This is a genomic window from Anaeroglomus insulsum (genome assembly GCF_050689095.1).
Lineage (GTDB): Bacteria > Planctomycetota > Phycisphaerae > Sedimentisphaerales > Anaerohalosphaeraceae > Anaeroglomus > Anaeroglomus insulsum.
In genome coordinates, this window is sequence record NZ_JBOGCL010000005.1 from 1 (window position 1) to 18,682 (window position 18,682).

Consider the following 18,682-nt stretch of genomic DNA (forward strand, 5'->3'; position numbering starts at 1 on the left):
AGAGTAACTCGCGTTCTGAATTGACTCTCCAATTCCTTGCCGACACTGCGATGAACCATCCAGCGATCCCGGACCAGGATAATCCCTTTGGGAAAATGCTCCCGAAGGGTTTCCATAAATGGGGTTGCATCATCGGCTTTAACATAATGATCAAGCACGTCATAATAAAGGCCCAACTGTCGGCGAATCAGGCAGACAGTAAATGCCGAGATAACCGAAATCTGATCCCGCCAATCCCAACTGTAGAAAATCGGTGTGTGTCCACGCAGCGCCCACGTACGGCGGACCACCCGCGATAACGTCCATAGCGTATGGGTATATCCATGGGTTTCAGGGCCTTGCAACAAGAGTTTTTCCAGTTGCTCCAAGTTGGTCGGCGGTTGGTATGGCAGGCCGACCGGTGTGGGGGGTGGGCTTCATGGCGTCGGGACCATGACGCTGATAGGCGGCTTTCCACGAACAAACCGCTGCCGGCGTTACTCCAAGATGACCCGCCACTTCCGAGCCGGACCATCTTTGTTCCAGCAACGCGATGGCTTCCAGCCGGCTTTGCTCGTTTTTTGAATGAGAAAGTGTCTGCTTCATATGAAACACTATCGGCAGAGTCAAGTTGTTTAAGTGAATTTTTCAAAGGTCAATAATTCAGCCTTGATAAGACAATTTAAAGGTCTATTTTCGTTGACGGTTTTAGCTCACGCTTTGGGGTTACATTCCCCAATGCTTCATGATACCGCCAGTTGGAATACCATACAACAAAACTTCAATCTCTTTTTCCAGTTCTTCCGGACATTTTCACACGTGCAGCTGGAACCGGCCTTTGATCGACCGATGGTAGCGTTCAATCTTGCCATTGGTCTGCGGATAGGCATGATAATAGGCAATGAATTACTGTTTTTTAGCCTCGGTCAGCAATGATGTATAAACACATTTTTATAGACCAATATCATAAATATTTTTATCAAGATAATCTCTCGCCAAAGCTGCAATTACAAGAAAAAGAATAAGAAGAATAGTCATTTGGCCGAAAAATGATACCGACATAAAACTCACACAATCCACCAAAATAGAACAACATAGTCCCCATATAAACATTCTATGACTTTTAATAATAGCGACAATTGAAAACTGTCCCAAGTATTTGATGCTTAATATTATAATCGCACAAAACAATAACATAGTTAGAAGCCCTCCTCGAACCCCTTCTAAGATAAATTGATTGGTAACGTCTCCGGCATATATCCCCCAAGGCTCAACAGATTTAATCCCCAATAAAGCCCATTCATCAAAATGCCTTACTGTTTGATCAATCAAATTGGCTCGATGCCATCCTGTTGAGCCACTAAATAAATTCACTCTGGCCATTAAAAACCATACAGGTACTTTCATCACCATATGCAGGCTAAGGAGCACAATAAAAACACATATCAAGATTATTTTTGCTTTTTTTCGTAGTATGTATATAGATAGAAATAATATTCCGAATATCAAAGAAAGCACTGGGCCACTTGATGCGCTTGCTATGGTATAATATATCAATGTCGCCAAAATAAATAGATATACATATCGATATTTTCTTTCAACTATACAAATACTCCATAAGACCGGAACCATACCTGCCGCAAATGAACCGAATAAAATAGGATGACTAAATGGGCCGGAACATCGCAACCTACCCTCCCGAATGGCAGTTGCTATCCGACCAAATAAATAAAACATATTTGTTGCTGTTGTATGCTCATAGATAATTATTGGTAGCAGAAATAGAGACAAAATGGCAATTACTTTCAATTCCTTCAATAATATTTTCCAGTTTTGAATATGGTTTCTGATTAACCAATAACAGGGGACAAACTCTGTAAGTCGACCTGCTTTCCATATTAATCCTTCTGTTCCCCATAATAATGAATATGTTATCGAACCTACAACTAGCCACAATACTACTAGCTTGTCAATAGTATTCAAATCGATATGCCTGTAATTATTTTTTATGAAACAAGCCAATACGCCCGCGATCCCAATAATTTGAAGTGGGTATAAATGAAAAGAACCCAATAAAATACAATCCTCTGCTGGAAGATATAACATGGTACACCATAATGGCCACAGAAGATATCGAGCAGGAACAATCAACTGTGTTATGAAAAGCACAAGAACAACTATTTGAGACAATTGATTCATTGATTGGATATATATCGATTGATATCAGTACACTTTCGCACTTTATAGGCGGTTCAATTTAATGGTTTATGAACAAAAACATACCGACCTGCCAATGTCTTTATTGGAATTAAGGATAAGACAGAGGCTTTCCGTATCGCGGCAAGGATACGGCCCTGCAGGAATGCAACCGGAACAGGCTGCGATGATCGGGGCATCGGCCGCTTTCGGGCGGCCTGGTTCTGGAGAGCACGCAGCTGCTTGATCATGTCCGGACTCATCCCGCCGTATTTGTTCCGCCAGCGGTAATACGTCTGCCGGCTGATCCCCAGTTCGCGGCAGACCTCCGGCACGGTCTTGCCCTGGGCCAACTGAACATCCGCCTGACGCAACTTGCCCACAATTTCAGTTCCACTGAATTGCTTTGCCATTGTCCGATAACCTTTCATCATCAGTCCTATTCAGACTGCATTTGTCGGCGATCCTCTCTCGCTCCTTGGATCAAATTTCGGGGAGCAGGCCAAATCCACTGTAGTATTACAGAACTTCAGTGAATTAGGGTGGATACTCTGTCATTTATGATTTTTGACAAAGACTATCAGTTGTGTTTCCTTAAAACGTCCAACGTGAAACCGGAAGGATAAGGAATAATCCGGGTTTTTAGATAAGGCTTCGATGAGTTGAAGATTAAATCTGTTTCTATAACCGAAGTTAAGGGCGCTGTTAAAAGGGTAGTCTGCAATTGTCACAACCACATCGTACTTTAATGCTTCCTCGAGCACAACATCAAACGATTTAATCTCTTTATACTTGCCTAGGTCGCTTACAGTAACCTTTTCATTATTTACAATCCAAGGATAGGCAATGCTGGAATGGTTCATGGGTCTGGCAGCTCCCTGAAAACCGATAGTTGGTGCGATTAAGCAGGGTTTAAGCCGATCATAAAGTTCTTTCCAATCCCATTGTTCCCGGAGCACTAATGCTTTGCCGGCTCCAGTATCCCAAAAATGTCTCAGTGGTTCATTTTTGAATCTTAATGAAGACAAAATCAGACCAAGTTGAACCAGCAAAACCAGGAAAGTCAATATTGAAAAATCAATTTTCCATAGTTTGTTTGCCTTGACGATAAAGTATGACGAAGCAATGACAATCGGCACCATAGCAGGGGTAGCAATCCGAAGACAGTGATTGGTACTGGCAATTTGTGAAATAATCAGAAACAGACCGCATATCAGACAGATCAGGACTTTGTATCTGCAGGCAGGCTCAAAGACAATGTTTTTAGAAGTAAACAGAAATGCGGTGATGAGCAGTGACAGGATAATCATGATTCCAGCGACAGGACCTGTTACGCAGTTTATGAAAACACGAGCATAATTGGCGACCAGCACCAGGCCGTGGCCATCGAGACACCAAGGAAAGACACTTGCTGCCCTGATATGCATCAGGGCCGGGCGGAAATTCAAAATCCACCAGGGCGCACCGATAATAAAAGCAAGTATTGCGGGTTTGCCAAATTGGATCAAAGCTGCTTTTAAGGAGTGTTTTTTTACAGAGTGAATAAAAACAAGCAGTAAAGGCGGCAGAACCATCAGCGGATAAGAGGCCTTTGCATTGATACCAAGTCCTGTTGACAGTCCCAATCCCACCCACATCAAAGTAGATGGTCTGGGTTGCTCGATAAAGCAAAATAAAAAATACAGCATTGCCGCCAGTGCTAAATAAGTGCTGCTTTCCATATAAAACCTGACGCTTGATGCAATAACCTCTGGACTTAGCATAAAAAGTAAAGTTGCAATCAGGCCTGCCCGGACACTATAAATGCGTTTTGCAGCCAGGAAGATAAACAACAGGGTTAAACAAAAACATGCGACTGAGGATGCACGAAATACATAGGGGGTTGGCCCGAATATCAGTGTAAATGGCAAGGCAATGAGGCGATAAGCAAACGGACGGTCATTGGCGCAATACATCAGGGCTCCCCAGATTTGATAGATATCTCCGCTGACTAATGCTCTGTAATCGACTATTCCCTGGTTTATATAATATGCTTCATCAGATGCGTCGCCATAAGGATGGTAAGAAATCCAATATATTCCTGCCCCAAGCACACAGAAGAAGACTAAAAAAGTGCCAATCCATAAAACTCTATCTGTATTGATTTTTGGGTAAAAGCTCAACGGCCAAACTCCTTATTATAACTAAAATATATAGGTATTCTTTCGCACATTTTAGGCGACTAATTTTGATGGGAACTTATCAAAAACATATCGACCCGCCGAAGTCTTTATTGGATAACAAGTTAAGACAGGGAGGTCGATATGTCTATTATATTTACGACATGGATGGGACTTCTTCAACAGTTTTTCCCGGTTTTTACAGCACCGGGGTCCGAGATTTTCATCCGTTTGATGATCGGCTGGGTATTGTGTACCGCCCGTCGCACCATCTCGGGCATTCTCCCGTTTGCCGACCCGACTGGTCAGCATGCCCACGATGCTTACCGTCGCTTCTTTCCCGATGGATGCTGGCAGATGTCCCGACTGTGGCAAGGGTTGGCCGTGCTGCTGGTCAAGGCGCTGCGTCCCGGAGGCATCCTGATAGTGGCTCTGGACGACACCCTGTTTCACCACAGCGGCCGCAAGGTCGATGGCGCCGGCATCTGGCGGGATGGGGTCCGTTCGACCGCCAGCCATCTCATTTATGCCTGGGGTCTGAATCTGGTGGTCTTGACCGTGCAAATTCAACCGCCCTGGGGCGGCGAACCCTTGGGGTTGCTCATCACCCTGTGACTGCACCGGAAATACGACGGCAATTTGCTCGATCTGGCCGAACAGATGATTCAAGAGGTACAGGGATGGTTTCCCGAAAGGCCGCTCCGCGTGGTTGCAGACGGGTTTGACGCCTGTTTGGCAGGCCGGCGACTGCCGTGTCCGGAGAAAATGGCCGCTTATGTACACGACTGGAAACCGGTGGAGTTCCGACTGAGAAGCAAGCGGGTCAAGCGTTTGGTTGATACGCGGCTGGTGTTGTGGTATGCCGTCAGCCGAAAACCTTTCCTGCTGGTCATCTGCCGCGATCCGGCAGGAAAAGAAAAGGACGACTTTTTCTTTACGAATGACGTGACAATGAGTGCCGCCGAGGTACTGGATTGCTATGGCGACCGCTGGGCCATCAAAGATTCGTTCAAGAACACCATGCAACTGCTCGGTGGCCAGCAGCCATAGACCTGGAAACGAAAGGGGCCCGAACGGGCGGCGGCCCTGAGCCTGTGGCTGTATGCGATGGTCTGGCTGTGGTATCTCAAACGTCCCGCGCCCAAATGCCGGTTTCGAGTGCAGCGGTGGCAACACGACAAAGCGACGCCGAGCTTTGGCGACGCCCTGACCTGCCTGCGCTACGAGCTGTGGCTGGACAGAATTATTTTGATGTTCTGAAAATTGGCCGTACAAGATAAATAATTGCGTTTTTATTGGATACTCTGCTTCTGCTGCATAAATATTAACAGAAATGCGAAAGTTTACTTTTAATCTCTGGAATTACATTTCTTAACTTTTCTATGAGATGGGCTTTTCCTGTATATAATTGTTCAATCCTGAATAGGACATCCTCCTCATCCATCTGCCGCAGATCGATTACACAATCAGCTACACCTGCTGTCTCAAATACACCAATAAATTTATTGCTGTACGCCATGCCCACCGCAGGAATACATTGTGACAGAGCGGCGATCGTTGAATGCATACGCGATCCAATAAAAAAATCACATAATCCAATTAAATATTTGACTTGATTTTGAGTGTAATTGCCATCCAAGATAAGCACTTTATTTTTCTGTTCTGGCGGCAATGTTTCCCAAATATTCTGGCTTGCTAGTAGATCATTTTCCACTTCACAATCCAACGGAATGACATGTGGTACAATTATAATAGAAGCTTTTTGCTTCTCAAAAAAAAACGAAATGACCTTTCTTAGTAACTTATTATAGTCACATTTTAGCCCAAATTCATTCTGGCCCGTATAACCACCATTATACAAAAGGCCACTGACATTCAAGCCGATTAGCTCATAGTTATCAGCTTTTAGTTTTTCAAGCTGTGCGGTCTGTTCAGACTCCTGGCGGATGGGATCCATAATGAATGCTACATCGGGAACAACTTCAATCGGTTTCTCTTCTCCGATTAAGGCTCTAATTTCTTCTACACTTTGCTTATCTCGAGAAAACAGCTTCGATGCATTTTTAAGAATATGAGATGCCATCCATCTCGTTATCCTATGTTGAAATGGACCATAGGTCTGTGGCAGCATAATGAATGGCTTCCCTGTCATCTGGCACAGTTTCTTAGAAAGCCAACCTAAAATAAACCGTTTCATTCCATAAATATCACTGAAACTGTCACCACCCGTAATATCCATAAACAAGTCGGCTGACAAAACATAATCTCTCGTTTTATACAGTGCGGGATTAAAGCGAGCAAGCCCAATCCGAGCCAGTAAAACATCAAGAAAGAGTCCAAGGAAATGATTAGCCGCAAATAGGTTTATGCAATAACGCACAGGAACGGATTTCACTTGTATTCTTTTTCCGTCTATTTGCAGTTCTATTTGATCACACTGCCGCCCCCCCCCTAACAATACAACTTCAGCTTGACACCATTGCTGCAGAATCAGTTTAATACTAGACCATGCTAAAGCGCTGACCCCGAGATTACCTGTATCAAGCGAAGCACCCAACAGTAGTACTCGATTCACTTCTCTATTCATAGCCAAGTTCCTTCGCCTTTGCTGCAGGATCATCCAGACGTTTATAAAAGCTGCGATTATCTCTTTTGAAATATTGCTTAATTAATTTTTTCCATAATGGCCAACCACTTCGATTAATGGTCGTTACCAAGGTAGTAATAGGCAAAATGCTTTTCCATTTTTTCCGCATAAAGCGATATGATTCAACAAATCCTTTATCATATTTCAAATAGGGTAAACTATTATGAATGACCGGAGCATCAATCACATAAGCACCATAACCCATCTTGATCGCAGTTTGCACTATGTCAGTACCATAAAGATGAAATCCCGGAAGGTTTTCATCAAATCGGATATCTGTTTTTTTATTCACAACTATCAGCAATTCATCAATCGATTCAACCGGGACAGGCTTATCTATCTTATGTCCAACCTGACTTTTAAGCCCGGTTGACCAAGTACGGCCAACAACCTCGTTTTTCTTCGTTTTTCCGATTATTCCAAGGACAGCCCAAGGCTGATCTTTAAGCTGCAACAAAGCCTTTTCCAGGCATCCCTGCCAGCTTGATGGAATATATACATCCTGGTGAGCAAATATGAGATAGTCACCTATTGATTGATCAATTCCATAATTATATGCCTGACTGGCATTGGAAAAACCTTCAGCCTGAATGAACTGCACATTTACTTGATTCAACAATGATGAATGAAGTAAATTGGACGTCAAGACCAAATGATTATTCACGGCCGCAACAACAGTAATTTGTTTAAAATGATTCATGTTGATAATATTCGGAACGACGGAAACCTTTTTGAGTGCTTCTTCGTTTTTCAATCACACTTAATCCTAATCGACCGCTTAAACCAACAAGCAACTTAATTAGGTTTTTACATGAAGGACAAGCTCTAAAAGACTCGCAAAAACAAATTCTGGCCTGCTTTCTATTCTTACTACTATGATAATAGAGCCCAAGATCAAATAGGGAGTCACTTAATTTCTTTCGAATATGTTTTTTTTGGTCTCTATCCAGATTATACTGTGAAATTTTTTTGTATACTGTTACAAGCGTAGAGTAGTGTTTTTTCTTGTTATTTAAATATTGGCTACTTAAATTATTATCAGAATCCCCGGGTCTGCGGTATGCTCTGACTAGTATGGATGGATTTATCACAATTCCACCTTTTGTAAATATGCGAAAATAGAGATCTGTATCTTCATGAATTGTTAGGTCTTCATCAAAAAGACCAACATTGAGCACTTCGATACGCTTGACAAGTACTGTTGAAGTCCATGCATAACAGTTAAATAATGGCTTTCGAATAAATTCAGACTCACTTATGGAAAGGGACAAACAGTCATTAAAATAATCTATGGGCTTGGAGCCATTTCCTTCGAATATGACATTCGTACAACTTAAAACTGCTTCAGGATATCGCACCAGGTCCTCCAATTGAGCTTCCAGCTTGTTTGGAAACCATTCATCATCTGAATCCAGAAAGGCAATCCATTCTCCCTTTGCCGCCAGGATCCCAGCATTCCGTGCAGCACTGACACCGGCATTGGACTGATATATATATTGAATTTTGTCCATATACGGTCGCAATACCTCTTTAGTATTATCTGTTGAACCATCATCAACAATAATAATTTCATAATCTCTACAAGTCTGCGTCAAAACACTATCAATAGCCTTCATCACATATTTAGATCGATTATACGTAGGAATAATAACACTTAAGAACATGGCAACAAATCCAGAATAGAATTTAAACATTGATTAAAACACTTTTTATATTTTTCAATTTTATCATTATGAATATAGTATTCATTTTGCATAAGAAATGTTATCGCTTTGTGCGGAGTTAAAGAGAACAGTTCTCTCTCAAGGAAACATCTATCAGATAACCCAAACATCGAAGTCAATTCATACTGTTTGCTTCTTGATCGCATATAAAATAAAGACATACATTTTTGTGCATTATTATCAATACAAATAAATGGCACATTGTTAAATAAGGCACATAGAATAGGATGGAAGCGATCACTAATGATGCCAGACGAATAACGAATCCAGTTATACCACATTAAACTATCAAGCGGTAGCGGAATCACTTTATTTACCGGATAATTTAGCTCTTGACTAGGAAGAGGCAATGAAAACACATGATATCCTTCTGCATTTGCAGCTTTAACAAATTCTTCAATCCATAAATATGAAAATATTTTTGAATATCTAGGCGGAATACTTAAAAGGAAATATTTTGATTGCGAATGATTGTCACAGTTTAGATGGTCGTTTAACACACTAACAGGATCTGGGCAAAGGCAAGGACTGATAGCACCTCGAGAGATAAATTGAAACATATATTTTGTCCAATGATCTCTGACTGAAATAAAATCGTAAGATCTAATGGTTTTACGAATTTGTTGTTTTAGCGATTTTGGAAATGTAAGAAACATTGAACCGGTACAACTGCCAGCAAGTATTGCACTTTTGCACGAATAAGTTAATCGGTTTTTAACCCATTGCAACCAAAATGGATTTGGGAAAGCTCCCTCATGTGTTGATCCTTCTTTATTTAGACAAAATATTGAATCACTCCCGCTAACAATCAAATCAAAGGGAGACTCTTCACAATATTTAACGATTTCTTCCTCTGTTTCAAGCAAAGGTGAAAGCGTCAACTTTTGTTCGCAGAAGTTCGAATGAGTATTATATTGCACGTAAGGAATCGATTTCCGATAGAACTCCTTCAAGAATCGAGGTTGATAATTAAGTATTTCAATATAGCAATTGTTTTTTTTGAACCATAAGTAACTCGACAAGGCCTGTAAATTTGCCCCAAAATTCGGAACCCAGTGATGTGTTAATAGTGCCACTTTCATTATTTCACCTTGAGCATATTCTGCATTTTATACTTTACACACTGATATATAGCGCCTTCTTAACCCCATCCATTCGTGCGTTTAAGGGAAGATTGGGATATTGAAAGTATGGCGCATCCAATACATCATGCTTTTCTTGGCAATTTATTTCTACACTACTATACTGATCATTAAGAAATTACTTTTTTGATGCCGATACTTGATTTACATGAAATCCAATCAAAGTAATCCATTTGAATTTCTTTTAATGATCCCTGATTTAACCATCACACTCCGCAAAACGGCGACAAGTCGCCTTTTAAAACCAGACAGAACACGGCGAAATATGGATCGCCGCCTGAGCTTATATTTTCGAATCAAGGACCTGAACGACAGTTTGCTAAGATCCCTGTAGAAATCATCACGTTGGGGTGGACGTAAACAAGATCTGACAAGCATGGGATTGCCTGCAATAGCTGTTTCAAGATCCGCAGGACCAAGAAAAAGGGTTGAACTACAAGCGCTGAGCCAGGCTTGACCTTTCTCATTATTGACCAGCACCAGCGAAGTGCCTTTATCTTCGCAATCATATTCTGGATATTTATGCTTAACGCCCCAGAAATCAGCAATTGTCAGATCACCAAAACGCCTCAGTCCTTTGAAATGACATGCATAGCACGAAGGACGTAAAGCAATTCCCTTACAAAATGCCGAATAATATGGATTTTGCGTAGCTTGTTCAATAACTATCTTATCAAAATATTGCAGCTGAATGCTGGGATTCTTCCAACCATGAGTCTTATCCCGAAATTTACAGGACACTAAATGCTTATCTAATTTAGCACACTTCCAACCGATATACTTTGAGAACAATTTTAAGGAAGGCACTCCCATACAAATCAGATCACAACAATAGAGATTTCCATAAGGCTGACCGAGAAAACTGCGAAGACCGGCAACCTGGCATGGAGTCCCTGAAAAAAGAACGGGTCGATTTTGTACAAGCAAGTCACGAATTCGACAGTACAGAGAGGTGGATATTTCACTTTGGACATATTTCGAACCACGAAGACGCGCAATATCTCCAACAGAATCAATAATAATATGCCTGACTGTGAATTGATCATCAAAGGCCGCGCCTGCCACAATCCCACCTCGATGAAGTATATTCTCAGCAAGCGCTGTAAATACACCGCCCGAAGAACTTTCATGACGAATTTGTTTATTCAAGTGCCATGCTGCGAAAACTGCCAGGGGTTCCGATCGATGCCCCTTGGAAGCTGTCTTATTAGCAGAGATTCTTTCCGGATTCACCGGACAGATCTGTCGGCAAATGCCACAATTCGTACAAATTTTCTCGTCGACAACTGGATAAAGAAATCCCTCTTCATTCGGCCGCATAGAGAGACAATGTACAGGACATATTGCAGCGCAGGCACTGCACCCCGTACATACTTCCAAAGTTCCACAGGGAGGCACAGTACTATGTTTTATTTGATCGCTGATCATAGCCTTCATTGCTGTCAACAACAGTCCTATACGACGCCTATTTTATCTAGAAAACGCCGCAAGTTTTGTCCAAAAAACTCACGTTCTTTTGTGTCAAGGGCAATAAACCATGTTGTCAGCAATGTGATACCAATACTTGTTGTCGCTGCACACAAAAAACGGGCGAAGGATGGATGCATCAACCATCGAAACATCGAAGCTGAAAAAGTTGCGGTGGATGCAACAATCAGACAGGGGAACACAACCTCTTTAAACCATTGAGTAACAGATAAGCCAAACAGATGACGCACCCAAAACACACGCCCTATAGAAACAACACTCATCGTGATGACAAAGGCAACGCCAACACTGGTTGGGGGAGCACCCAGCATTAGAAAAATCCATGCCAATGGCAAGGTCAAGACAAGACAAGTTCCCAGTGTCGCTTGATAGGCAGCTATTTTACCATGGGCATTCACCGCCAACATACTCCCTACACTCAAACGGTCGATAATAAACGTAGCAAGAATCAATTGGCAAAACAATTCTGCGTAAAGAGGAGGATCACCAAGCCATAGCTTAAGAATGTAATTCATTTCTGCCATGATGGGGACGGCAAATAACAAGACCAGAATGGTCCCAAATTTACTGGCCCGCTGTGAAAGGGACAGCATTCGCATCCGATCTCCTCGACCTTCACTGGCAGTAATTTCTGGAGAAAAAGCCCCCAGCATAGCGGCTGCAAGATGGTTAGTATGGTTAGACACTGTATTGGCAATTGCATAAGCAGCGTTGACTTTGGGACCAAACTGGATATTAAGAAGAATAGCGGATCCCTGATTGCGCAGGATCGCCCCAGACTGTCCAATAAGACTCCAGACAGCAAAAGACCAAATTTCTTTGAACCTGTGTTTATTAAACCATTGTCGAAAATTAATCCGACACTCAGGGAAAACAAACATTGCCCAGATAACCTGGGTAATCAGAAGAACAACAATTATGCCCACCATTCCACATGCATAAAACAGAAGACGGTCACCGGGTGCATAGCTAAGACTGAATGCAAGAAAAAAGGTCAGGACAGACTGGATAATACCCCAGACGGAAAGCACCGCAATATACTGCTTGGCTGTAAACATGGCAACATAAGGAACCGAAATCATATTAAAAAGGGCTGAGATCAGAGATATACGAAAAACCCAAAGACAAGCCTGAATTCGATTTGATGGAATCGTCAGAACATGTGAAATCACATATTCGCCAACCTGCCAACCGACTAGGACTAAGATTATACCCAACATGATATGCATACTTAAAGCTGCATTAAACCAACGGTTGACTTCAGAAGAATCATTCTGGCCAATCGAAAACGCATAATGTCGAGCAACACTGGTAGCCATAACAGAATTCAAAAAAACAATAAACATAATAATGGATCCAACAACACTGAAAAGACCAAAATCTGTTTGGCCAAGAGCTGCTAAAACCCACCGACTGCTAAACAAGGACAGCCCAGCACCAATCACTGTGCGTGTGTAGGTTGCGGCAGTATTAAGCATAATGCGATTATTCGGATTCATGATTGAGATGTTTTGATTAACAGCATCGTTGAATCATTGTCTTTTGGGTGGAGTGTTTATACTCCGTCCCTGTCGGAAAAGAATCCTTTCGACATCTTTTCAACCTGTTTCCCAAAATAGCCTTTTCCAAGCTATTAATATGATGTAATATCTATTCAGTTTATCGGAAAAAAAATTAACATCTTTGAGATAAATAATTCTTTTTATTTTTAATAAAACTCGTCCTATAATATTTTGTTTTTCAGAACCTCAATAATTAATTAAGCACTATCCGACAACCAAGACGATGTTTTACATCTTGTATATAACAAAGATTATAATGTATCATATACAAAAAGAACAATACAAACAACACGGGGAATCAGAAATGCGATATTGTGGAGTTATATTTTTAGTATTTACACTTTATGTTTATCCTGCAATCTATTACATCGATCCAATAAATGGGAGTAATTCCAACACTGGATTATCAGAATCTGATGCATGGAAAAGCCTCTCTAAAGCCCTCGTCAGCGATAACATTATTAAGCCAGGTGATACAATATATTTACGAGAGGGAATTTATAAGGAAGCTGAGATTTATTGTCGCATAAAAGGCGATCCCAATAATCCAGTTACGATTACAAATTATCCTAAGGAAACCCCTATTGTCAGTGGTTTTATCTCACTGACCGGATGGACCCAATGTTCTTCACAAGAAGATGCACAGGGCTGTCCTTATTGGGAAAACATTTATAAAATCGAAACAGCAGAAGAACCTCTTAGGCTACTTGAAAATGGAACTTATGCTAAAATTGCTGAATGGCCCAAACAACCCCAAGGAATCTGGAGCCAGGAATCGCTTTTCGAGAAATTATCTCCTGAAGAATGCATGGATTCACTCGGCCAAGAAACCTTAACCAATTTTCTTATTGATCATTCATTCTTGACTCAACCCGATGATTACTGGAATGGTGCAAAAGTCAGAATTTGGGTACACAAGGCAAATAATTTTGTATATACACGCAAAATTCAAGATTATATTTCATCAGAACACAAACTTATCTTTGACCAGCCTTTACCCTCACCGTTGTCAGCCACTACTGGATCATCTCCTGACGGTTACGCGATATACAATCATCCTTCTCTGTTAACAGAAGCGGGTGAATATTTTTATACCGGCCCCAACACTGCGAATAAATACACAATTTATTACTGGCCCCGCCAAAGTTCCAACTTAGCAGAAAACAAAATTTACATCCCACGCAATAAGGTTTTATTATTTTATCAATATGGCATAAATGCCTTATGTAATGTTATTTTTCGTAATATTGAGTTCTGCGGATATGCCTATTCTGTTGCAAGTATGCAACCAGATCAAAAAATCGTTAATTTGACTTTTCAAAACTGTCATTTTCATGACATTGGCGGTGGATTGTCCTTTACAAACACAGCTAATTTGATTATCGATAACTGCACAATAAGAAACTGTTTTTCGTCCGATGGATTGAATCTTAGCCTAGGATCAAATACTATCGTTAAAAATAGCACTATAGAAAATACTTATCGCAGTCGTATATTTCTCCAATCAACAAATAAATGCGAAATTACGGGTAATACCGTTATTAATAATTATCCGGGCATGCATGGAAACGGCATTGCAATATATTCAAAATCTTCTGACGTCTTAGTAGCAAGAAATAGAATATTCGTTCCCATCCAAGAAAATTCTATTACTACACAATTTTCATCCAATATAACCATCTGGAACAATCTATTAACTACGTATTTCAGCGAATGGGATGCTGGATCAGGATACGTGAATATAATCAACAATACCATACTCGGTTGCATTTCTTCCATTAAAAGCCAGTGTAAATTATATAATAATATTATAGGTACTGGTTTGAAATGGGGGGTAAATATTGATGCAAAAAATAATATTTATTTAAACTTGGGCTGGAACCAGAGTTCCCGGTATAATTGGCAACTCGAAGAGGGAGGCATAATCGCTTCTTCACAAGCACAAGCCTTGTTTGAAAACCCTGCAAACCAGAACTATCAATTAAAAGACGATAGTATAGCAATAGACGCCGGAACGAATGTCAGCGGTCTTCTGCCAAAAACCTTATTCAACAGTTTCAATTTCGATATCGACAATACCGGGAATCCAAGACTTATTGGAGGAAAAATAGATATAGGAGCATATGAATACAATAAAAGATTGATAAATAAAACGTTCTTCAATGGTCAGATTCTCAACTTTCTTCTTGATGATAATTATGGCACCACTGTCACAGACGTCAATTCCCTACAGACCGGCAGTCTCATCGGCGGCCCTCTATGGGGAACAGGATGGCGCGACGAAGACTGGCTGATATTCAATCACTCTGCCCAGGCAATCACCATCCCAACCATGGGCATGTCGCCTCAGGCGGGGACCATCGCGGTCTGGGTCACCCCAACCGACTTCAGCGGAATGAAATTTATCTTCGGGCATGTGTTCAATAACACCAACCGGCTGAGCTTATACACCGTGGCAGACAGCCTGGCGGTAGGTCTGGGATCCAAGGCAACCCTGAAAACCAATATTACGACGCTGCCTCTGGGACAACCTGTACACTTGGCACTGAGCTGGGACGGTAAGGCCTACGCCGTCTATGTCAACGGTGAGCAAAAAACTGCCGGAACGTTCAGCGGACTGACCGCCTTGAACACCTTCATTGATATCGGCAACTATGGTAATCCTGCCTCCCGCACACTGGGATTTGCCGGCAAGATCGACGATATCCGGATCTTTAACCGAGCCCTCAGTGCAGAAGAAATCGATACCCTCTATCTGACCCATAATGTTCGCCAAGGCAAGCAGCTGCAATTCACCGTCAACGCGGTCAATGACCAGGGGATTCCCATCGTCTATCAGGCGGCGGCTATGCCCGCGGGGGCAAGCTTCGATACGGCCACACAACTGGTCACCTGGACGCCATGGTATAATCAGCTTGGGCCGTATACCTTCCGGTTCACGGCTGCAGGGCAGGCAGATAAAGTCGTTCGAGTCGAAGTGCACCCCAGCAGTTTACATCGATGGTATACTCTGGCGCAAGAGCCTCTGCAAAAAATCAGATAAGATGTTACTGCTGGAATCACCAGTCAAATGCCTTCGATGCCCATGCAGGACTCTGCGGTTTGACCTTAAGCCTTTACCATGGTCCTCCGGTAGCGGACATACTCCCATGCCGCAGCTATAAGATACAGGATCAGCAGCAGACTCAGACCGGTGGCACATTGGGCGACGATGCTTAACCTGGTCATCTGAAGCAATACACCCCCTGCTATCGCCAGAATACTTCCCAGCAGCAGGCCGGGGACCAGGTTTTGCATATATCCCACTCCGGCCCTTGGAATCCGGCGGGACAACATCACGACCTGCAGGCCAAATCCGGTGAGTTCCCCAACCAGAACCGCAGCAGCTGCCCCAGCCATACCCAATCCAAGGGTCATCGGATAAATCAAGATCACAAGCAAACCAAAACGGACTATCGTAAACAGACGATTATATTTTAACTGAGCCGTGGCGACATAATAATTCCACAGAATCACACCGTGTACCCGCACAAATACCACACCAGCCAGAATTGTTAGGGCCTTCGCCGCCGCCGCATACTCCGGCTGAAAAGCCAGCATCAGCAGCGGCTTTGCCCAGAGAATAAAAAATGCCGCCAGCGGCCCTGCTGCCAGGGTTACCCAACGGGAGGCCAGCACCAGCCCCCGGCTCAGAGCTGCAGGATCATCCTGATGTGCAGAAAAGGCAGGTAAAAGCATTTTCCCCACAATCTGCATCGCCAAATCCCGGGGAATTCGGGCCAACAGCGCCGCCATACCATAATACCCCACCTGCTCGGCCGTCAACAACCTCCCCACCATCAGCACATCAGCATATAACGACCCGAGTATTAACAGCGGCATCCCCGCCAGACCGCGGGCAAAAGAAAACAACTCCCCCAGTGCCTTGCGGTCTATGGAAAGACTCGGCTTGAAAGGACACATAAAAAACGATAGTACCAGTCGGATAGCCCCCTCGGCAGCCATGCCGATAATCATCGGCCAGGCATTACGCATCCAGACAGCCAGACTGATAGTAAGAACCGTACCGAACAGCATCGTCCCCTGGTTGAGTAAAACATATTTGCCAAACCGCATGTGCTTTTCCAGAAGAAACGACGCCGGACTGACAATGGCATTAAAGGCCACCGCCAGAAACGCAGCCTGAAGCAGAAGGGTCAGTTCCGGTTTTTGCATCCATGTCGAAATCAAGCCGGCGGTAATGATCCCCACTGCGGTCAGAATCAATCCCCGAATCGACTGAAACCACCAGGCAGCATTAAGAAAGGCTGGGGTATCTCCCTGCTTATTCTGAATCACTGACAGGCGAATTCCGGCTTCGCCGGCGGTCTCAAAAACAGTTAATATGACTGCAACCAATGTCACCAGACCAATATCGGCAGAACTGATCAGCTTGGCCAATACAATCGACCGCACCAGCCGCAACAGCCGCTCCAGGCCTACCGCAGCGGTCAGGATTGCCCCGCCACGCATAAACCGGCAGGCTAAATCATCCGATTTCAAGCGGGCCAAAATTCGGCCTGGCAACAACCCAACCACAGACATCTCTATTGTCCATTCTTTGGGATGATGGCCGTACCGCTGATATCCACCCGACCTGACTCATCCGGAAAATAACGCAACACTTCATCAACCAGATCTCGCCCGGCCTCAAGAACAGAGTGTTCATTGGTGGAGCTAATCTGAATCTGGGCAACATAACGAGCAGGGTCCCCTTCAATATTGGGGCGACGAAAAGCCAGGCCATCAAATGTGGATTCATCAGTAGTCAACTTGCCATTGACCAGATAAAAATTCAAGACAACCACTTCCTGGTCAAAAGGCTTGATTTTATGAAATCGGTGAATCAGACAGGGGATGGTCTTACCAGACATCGTTTCCAATAGGTGATTTTCACTACCCTTGCGCATCCAACCGGCGGCAGGATAGCAGACGGTTGGCTTATGTCCTTTCATATACCGAGGACGCCCCGAAAAGGCGACATATAACGATGCAGATTTGTAGGTTTCACGATTACGGTAATACCGACTAATATAGTCGTCATTTCCAGCTACCTTCTTGATCGCATCGGAAAGCTCAACATCCTGGCCTTGCCAATCGCCTAATTCCATCGGAAATGCCGACAAAGGAACCGGCAGTTTCACAGGATTGGCCAGTCCGCGATTCATTCGATATGAATAGACGTGAAACACCGTTGCTGAAGCCGCAAGAATGGATACGCTGATAAATATCCCCAGCAAAACCCGCCGGTGGAGTTTCTTAAAGGAATCTGAGATTTCTTTCTTTGAACACATATTGGTTTAGATTATAGTTTAATGTTATGATTTTATCGACAAACAGATCACGACAAGAATCCGATTATATCCATCAATAATTGCTTATGCATCACCCTGGCCTTGGATTCATTCAAATAAATACATTTCCAGACCAGCTATGAATGCCTCCAGCTGGTCTCGACACACTATTTTTCTATTTTTGCACGAAGGAATTTCAAATCCAAAACCCGATTTTAACACCATACGGCTCTCAAATTAAGAGATTGTCTACATATTGTCGATAGAAATCTGACTTATTGTCAATTTTATTTGTCGGAATTTTGAGGTGGAAGGAAACAGCATTTTTTTAAAGAAATATAAGACCGAAAACCCCTGCGACAGGTAAACCGACAGTGGAAAAGGCCACAAATTGAAGGACTATCACAATAAAAACAAGATGGTTATTATTGTGATAGTCTATTAGAGCATAA

At 42.8% G+C, this 18,682-nt stretch carries 15 protein-coding genes and 1 pseudogene; 3 read left to right on the plus strand and 13 right to left on the minus strand.

Features of this window, described 5'->3' with window-relative positions; all coding sequences use genetic code 11:
* The 5 genes and pseudogenes from ACQ9LF_RS05915 to ACQ9LF_RS05935 form a co-directional block, all read right to left on the minus strand.
* Positions 1–347: pseudogene (locus ACQ9LF_RS05915) on the minus strand (hypothetical protein); the annotation flags it as partial.
* Entirely contained in the window at positions 331–585 is a 255-nt protein-coding gene (locus tag ACQ9LF_RS05920; RefSeq protein WP_462488456.1) for a helix-turn-helix domain-containing protein, read from the minus strand. The gene ACQ9LF_RS05920 and the pseudogene ACQ9LF_RS05915, both read right to left, overlap by 17 nt.
* 345 nt (positions 586–930) lie before the next feature.
* Complete coding sequence (locus ACQ9LF_RS05925; protein ID WP_462488457.1) at positions 931–2,085, minus strand: hypothetical protein; 1,155 nt, start codon at positions 2,083–2,085, stop codon at positions 931–933.
* 146 nt (positions 2,086–2,231) lie between these two features.
* Complete coding sequence (locus ACQ9LF_RS05930) at positions 2,232–2,588, minus strand: transposase (RefSeq protein ID WP_462488458.1); 357 nt, start codon at positions 2,586–2,588, stop codon at positions 2,232–2,234.
* Between the two features lie 141 nt (positions 2,589–2,729).
* Entirely contained in the window at positions 2,730–4,337 is a 1,608-nt protein-coding gene (locus ACQ9LF_RS05935; RefSeq protein WP_462488459.1) for an ArnT family glycosyltransferase, read from the minus strand.
* Between the two features lie 141 nt (positions 4,338–4,478).
* Here ACQ9LF_RS05935 and ACQ9LF_RS05940 point away from each other — a divergent pair, with 141 nt between their 5' ends.
* Positions 4,479–4,949 (plus strand): transposase, encoded by a 471-nt coding sequence (locus tag ACQ9LF_RS05940; protein WP_462488460.1) that lies wholly within the window; start codon positions 4,479–4,481, stop codon positions 4,947–4,949.
* A gap of 45 nt (positions 4,950–4,994) precedes the next feature.
* Positions 4,995–5,384 (plus strand): hypothetical protein, encoded by a 390-nt coding sequence (locus tag ACQ9LF_RS05945; protein ID WP_462488461.1) that lies wholly within the window; start codon positions 4,995–4,997, stop codon positions 5,382–5,384.
* Between the two features lie 274 nt (positions 5,385–5,658).
* On the opposite strand, the gene ACQ9LF_RS05950 is transcribed toward ACQ9LF_RS05945, so the two are convergent.
* From ACQ9LF_RS05950 to ACQ9LF_RS05975, 6 genes are all read right to left on the minus strand, one after another.
* The gene (locus tag ACQ9LF_RS05950) at positions 5,659–6,921 is read right to left on the minus strand and encodes a polysaccharide pyruvyl transferase family protein (RefSeq protein WP_462488462.1); all 1,263 of its coding nucleotides are present in this window, start codon (positions 6,919–6,921) and stop codon (positions 5,659–5,661) included.
* Positions 6,914–7,735 carry a glycosyltransferase gene (locus tag ACQ9LF_RS05955; protein ID WP_462488463.1) on the minus strand — a complete coding sequence of 274 codons (822 nt, stop codon included), beginning with the start codon at positions 7,733–7,735 and terminating at the stop codon, positions 6,914–6,916. The genes ACQ9LF_RS05950 and ACQ9LF_RS05955 overlap by 8 nt, the downstream gene beginning before the upstream one ends.
* Positions 7,668–8,645 (minus strand): glycosyltransferase family 2 protein, encoded by a 978-nt coding sequence (locus ACQ9LF_RS05960; RefSeq protein WP_462488464.1) that lies wholly within the window; start codon positions 8,643–8,645, stop codon positions 7,668–7,670. The genes ACQ9LF_RS05955 and ACQ9LF_RS05960 overlap by 68 nt, the downstream gene beginning before the upstream one ends.
* Positions 8,636–9,787: a polysaccharide pyruvyl transferase family protein gene (locus tag ACQ9LF_RS05965; RefSeq protein WP_462488465.1), complete on the minus strand. Its 1,152-nt coding sequence runs from the start codon at positions 9,785–9,787 to the stop codon at positions 8,636–8,638. Before ACQ9LF_RS05965 ends, ACQ9LF_RS05960 begins: the two co-directional genes overlap by 10 nt.
* 219 nt (positions 9,788–10,006) lie before the next feature.
* Positions 10,007–11,284 (minus strand): Coenzyme F420 hydrogenase/dehydrogenase, beta subunit C-terminal domain, encoded by a 1,278-nt coding sequence (locus ACQ9LF_RS05970; RefSeq protein ID WP_462488617.1) that lies wholly within the window; start codon positions 11,282–11,284, stop codon positions 10,007–10,009.
* A 17-nt stretch (positions 11,285–11,301) separates the two neighbouring features.
* A complete protein-coding gene (locus ACQ9LF_RS05975) occupies positions 11,302–12,834 on the minus strand; it encodes a lipopolysaccharide biosynthesis protein (protein WP_462488466.1) in 1,533 nt (510 codons plus the stop codon).
* 319 nt (positions 12,835–13,153) lie between these two features.
* Here ACQ9LF_RS05975 and ACQ9LF_RS05980 point away from each other — a divergent pair, with 319 nt between their 5' ends.
* Positions 13,154–15,940 (plus strand): LamG-like jellyroll fold domain-containing protein, encoded by a 2,787-nt coding sequence (locus ACQ9LF_RS05980; RefSeq protein WP_462488467.1) that lies wholly within the window; start codon positions 13,154–13,156, stop codon positions 15,938–15,940.
* A gap of 65 nt (positions 15,941–16,005) precedes the next feature.
* Here ACQ9LF_RS05980 and ACQ9LF_RS05985 read toward each other — a convergent pair whose 3' ends face one another.
* Positions 16,006–17,448, minus strand: a complete 1,443-nt coding sequence (locus ACQ9LF_RS05985; protein WP_462488468.1) for an oligosaccharide flippase family protein — start codon at positions 17,446–17,448, stop codon at positions 16,006–16,008.
* Positions 17,449–17,483: 35 nt separating this feature from the next.
* Entirely contained in the window at positions 17,484–18,230 is a 747-nt protein-coding gene (locus tag ACQ9LF_RS05990) for an exosortase C-terminal domain/associated protein EpsI (protein WP_462488469.1), read from the minus strand.
* Positions 18,231–18,682: the final 452 nt, after the last annotated feature.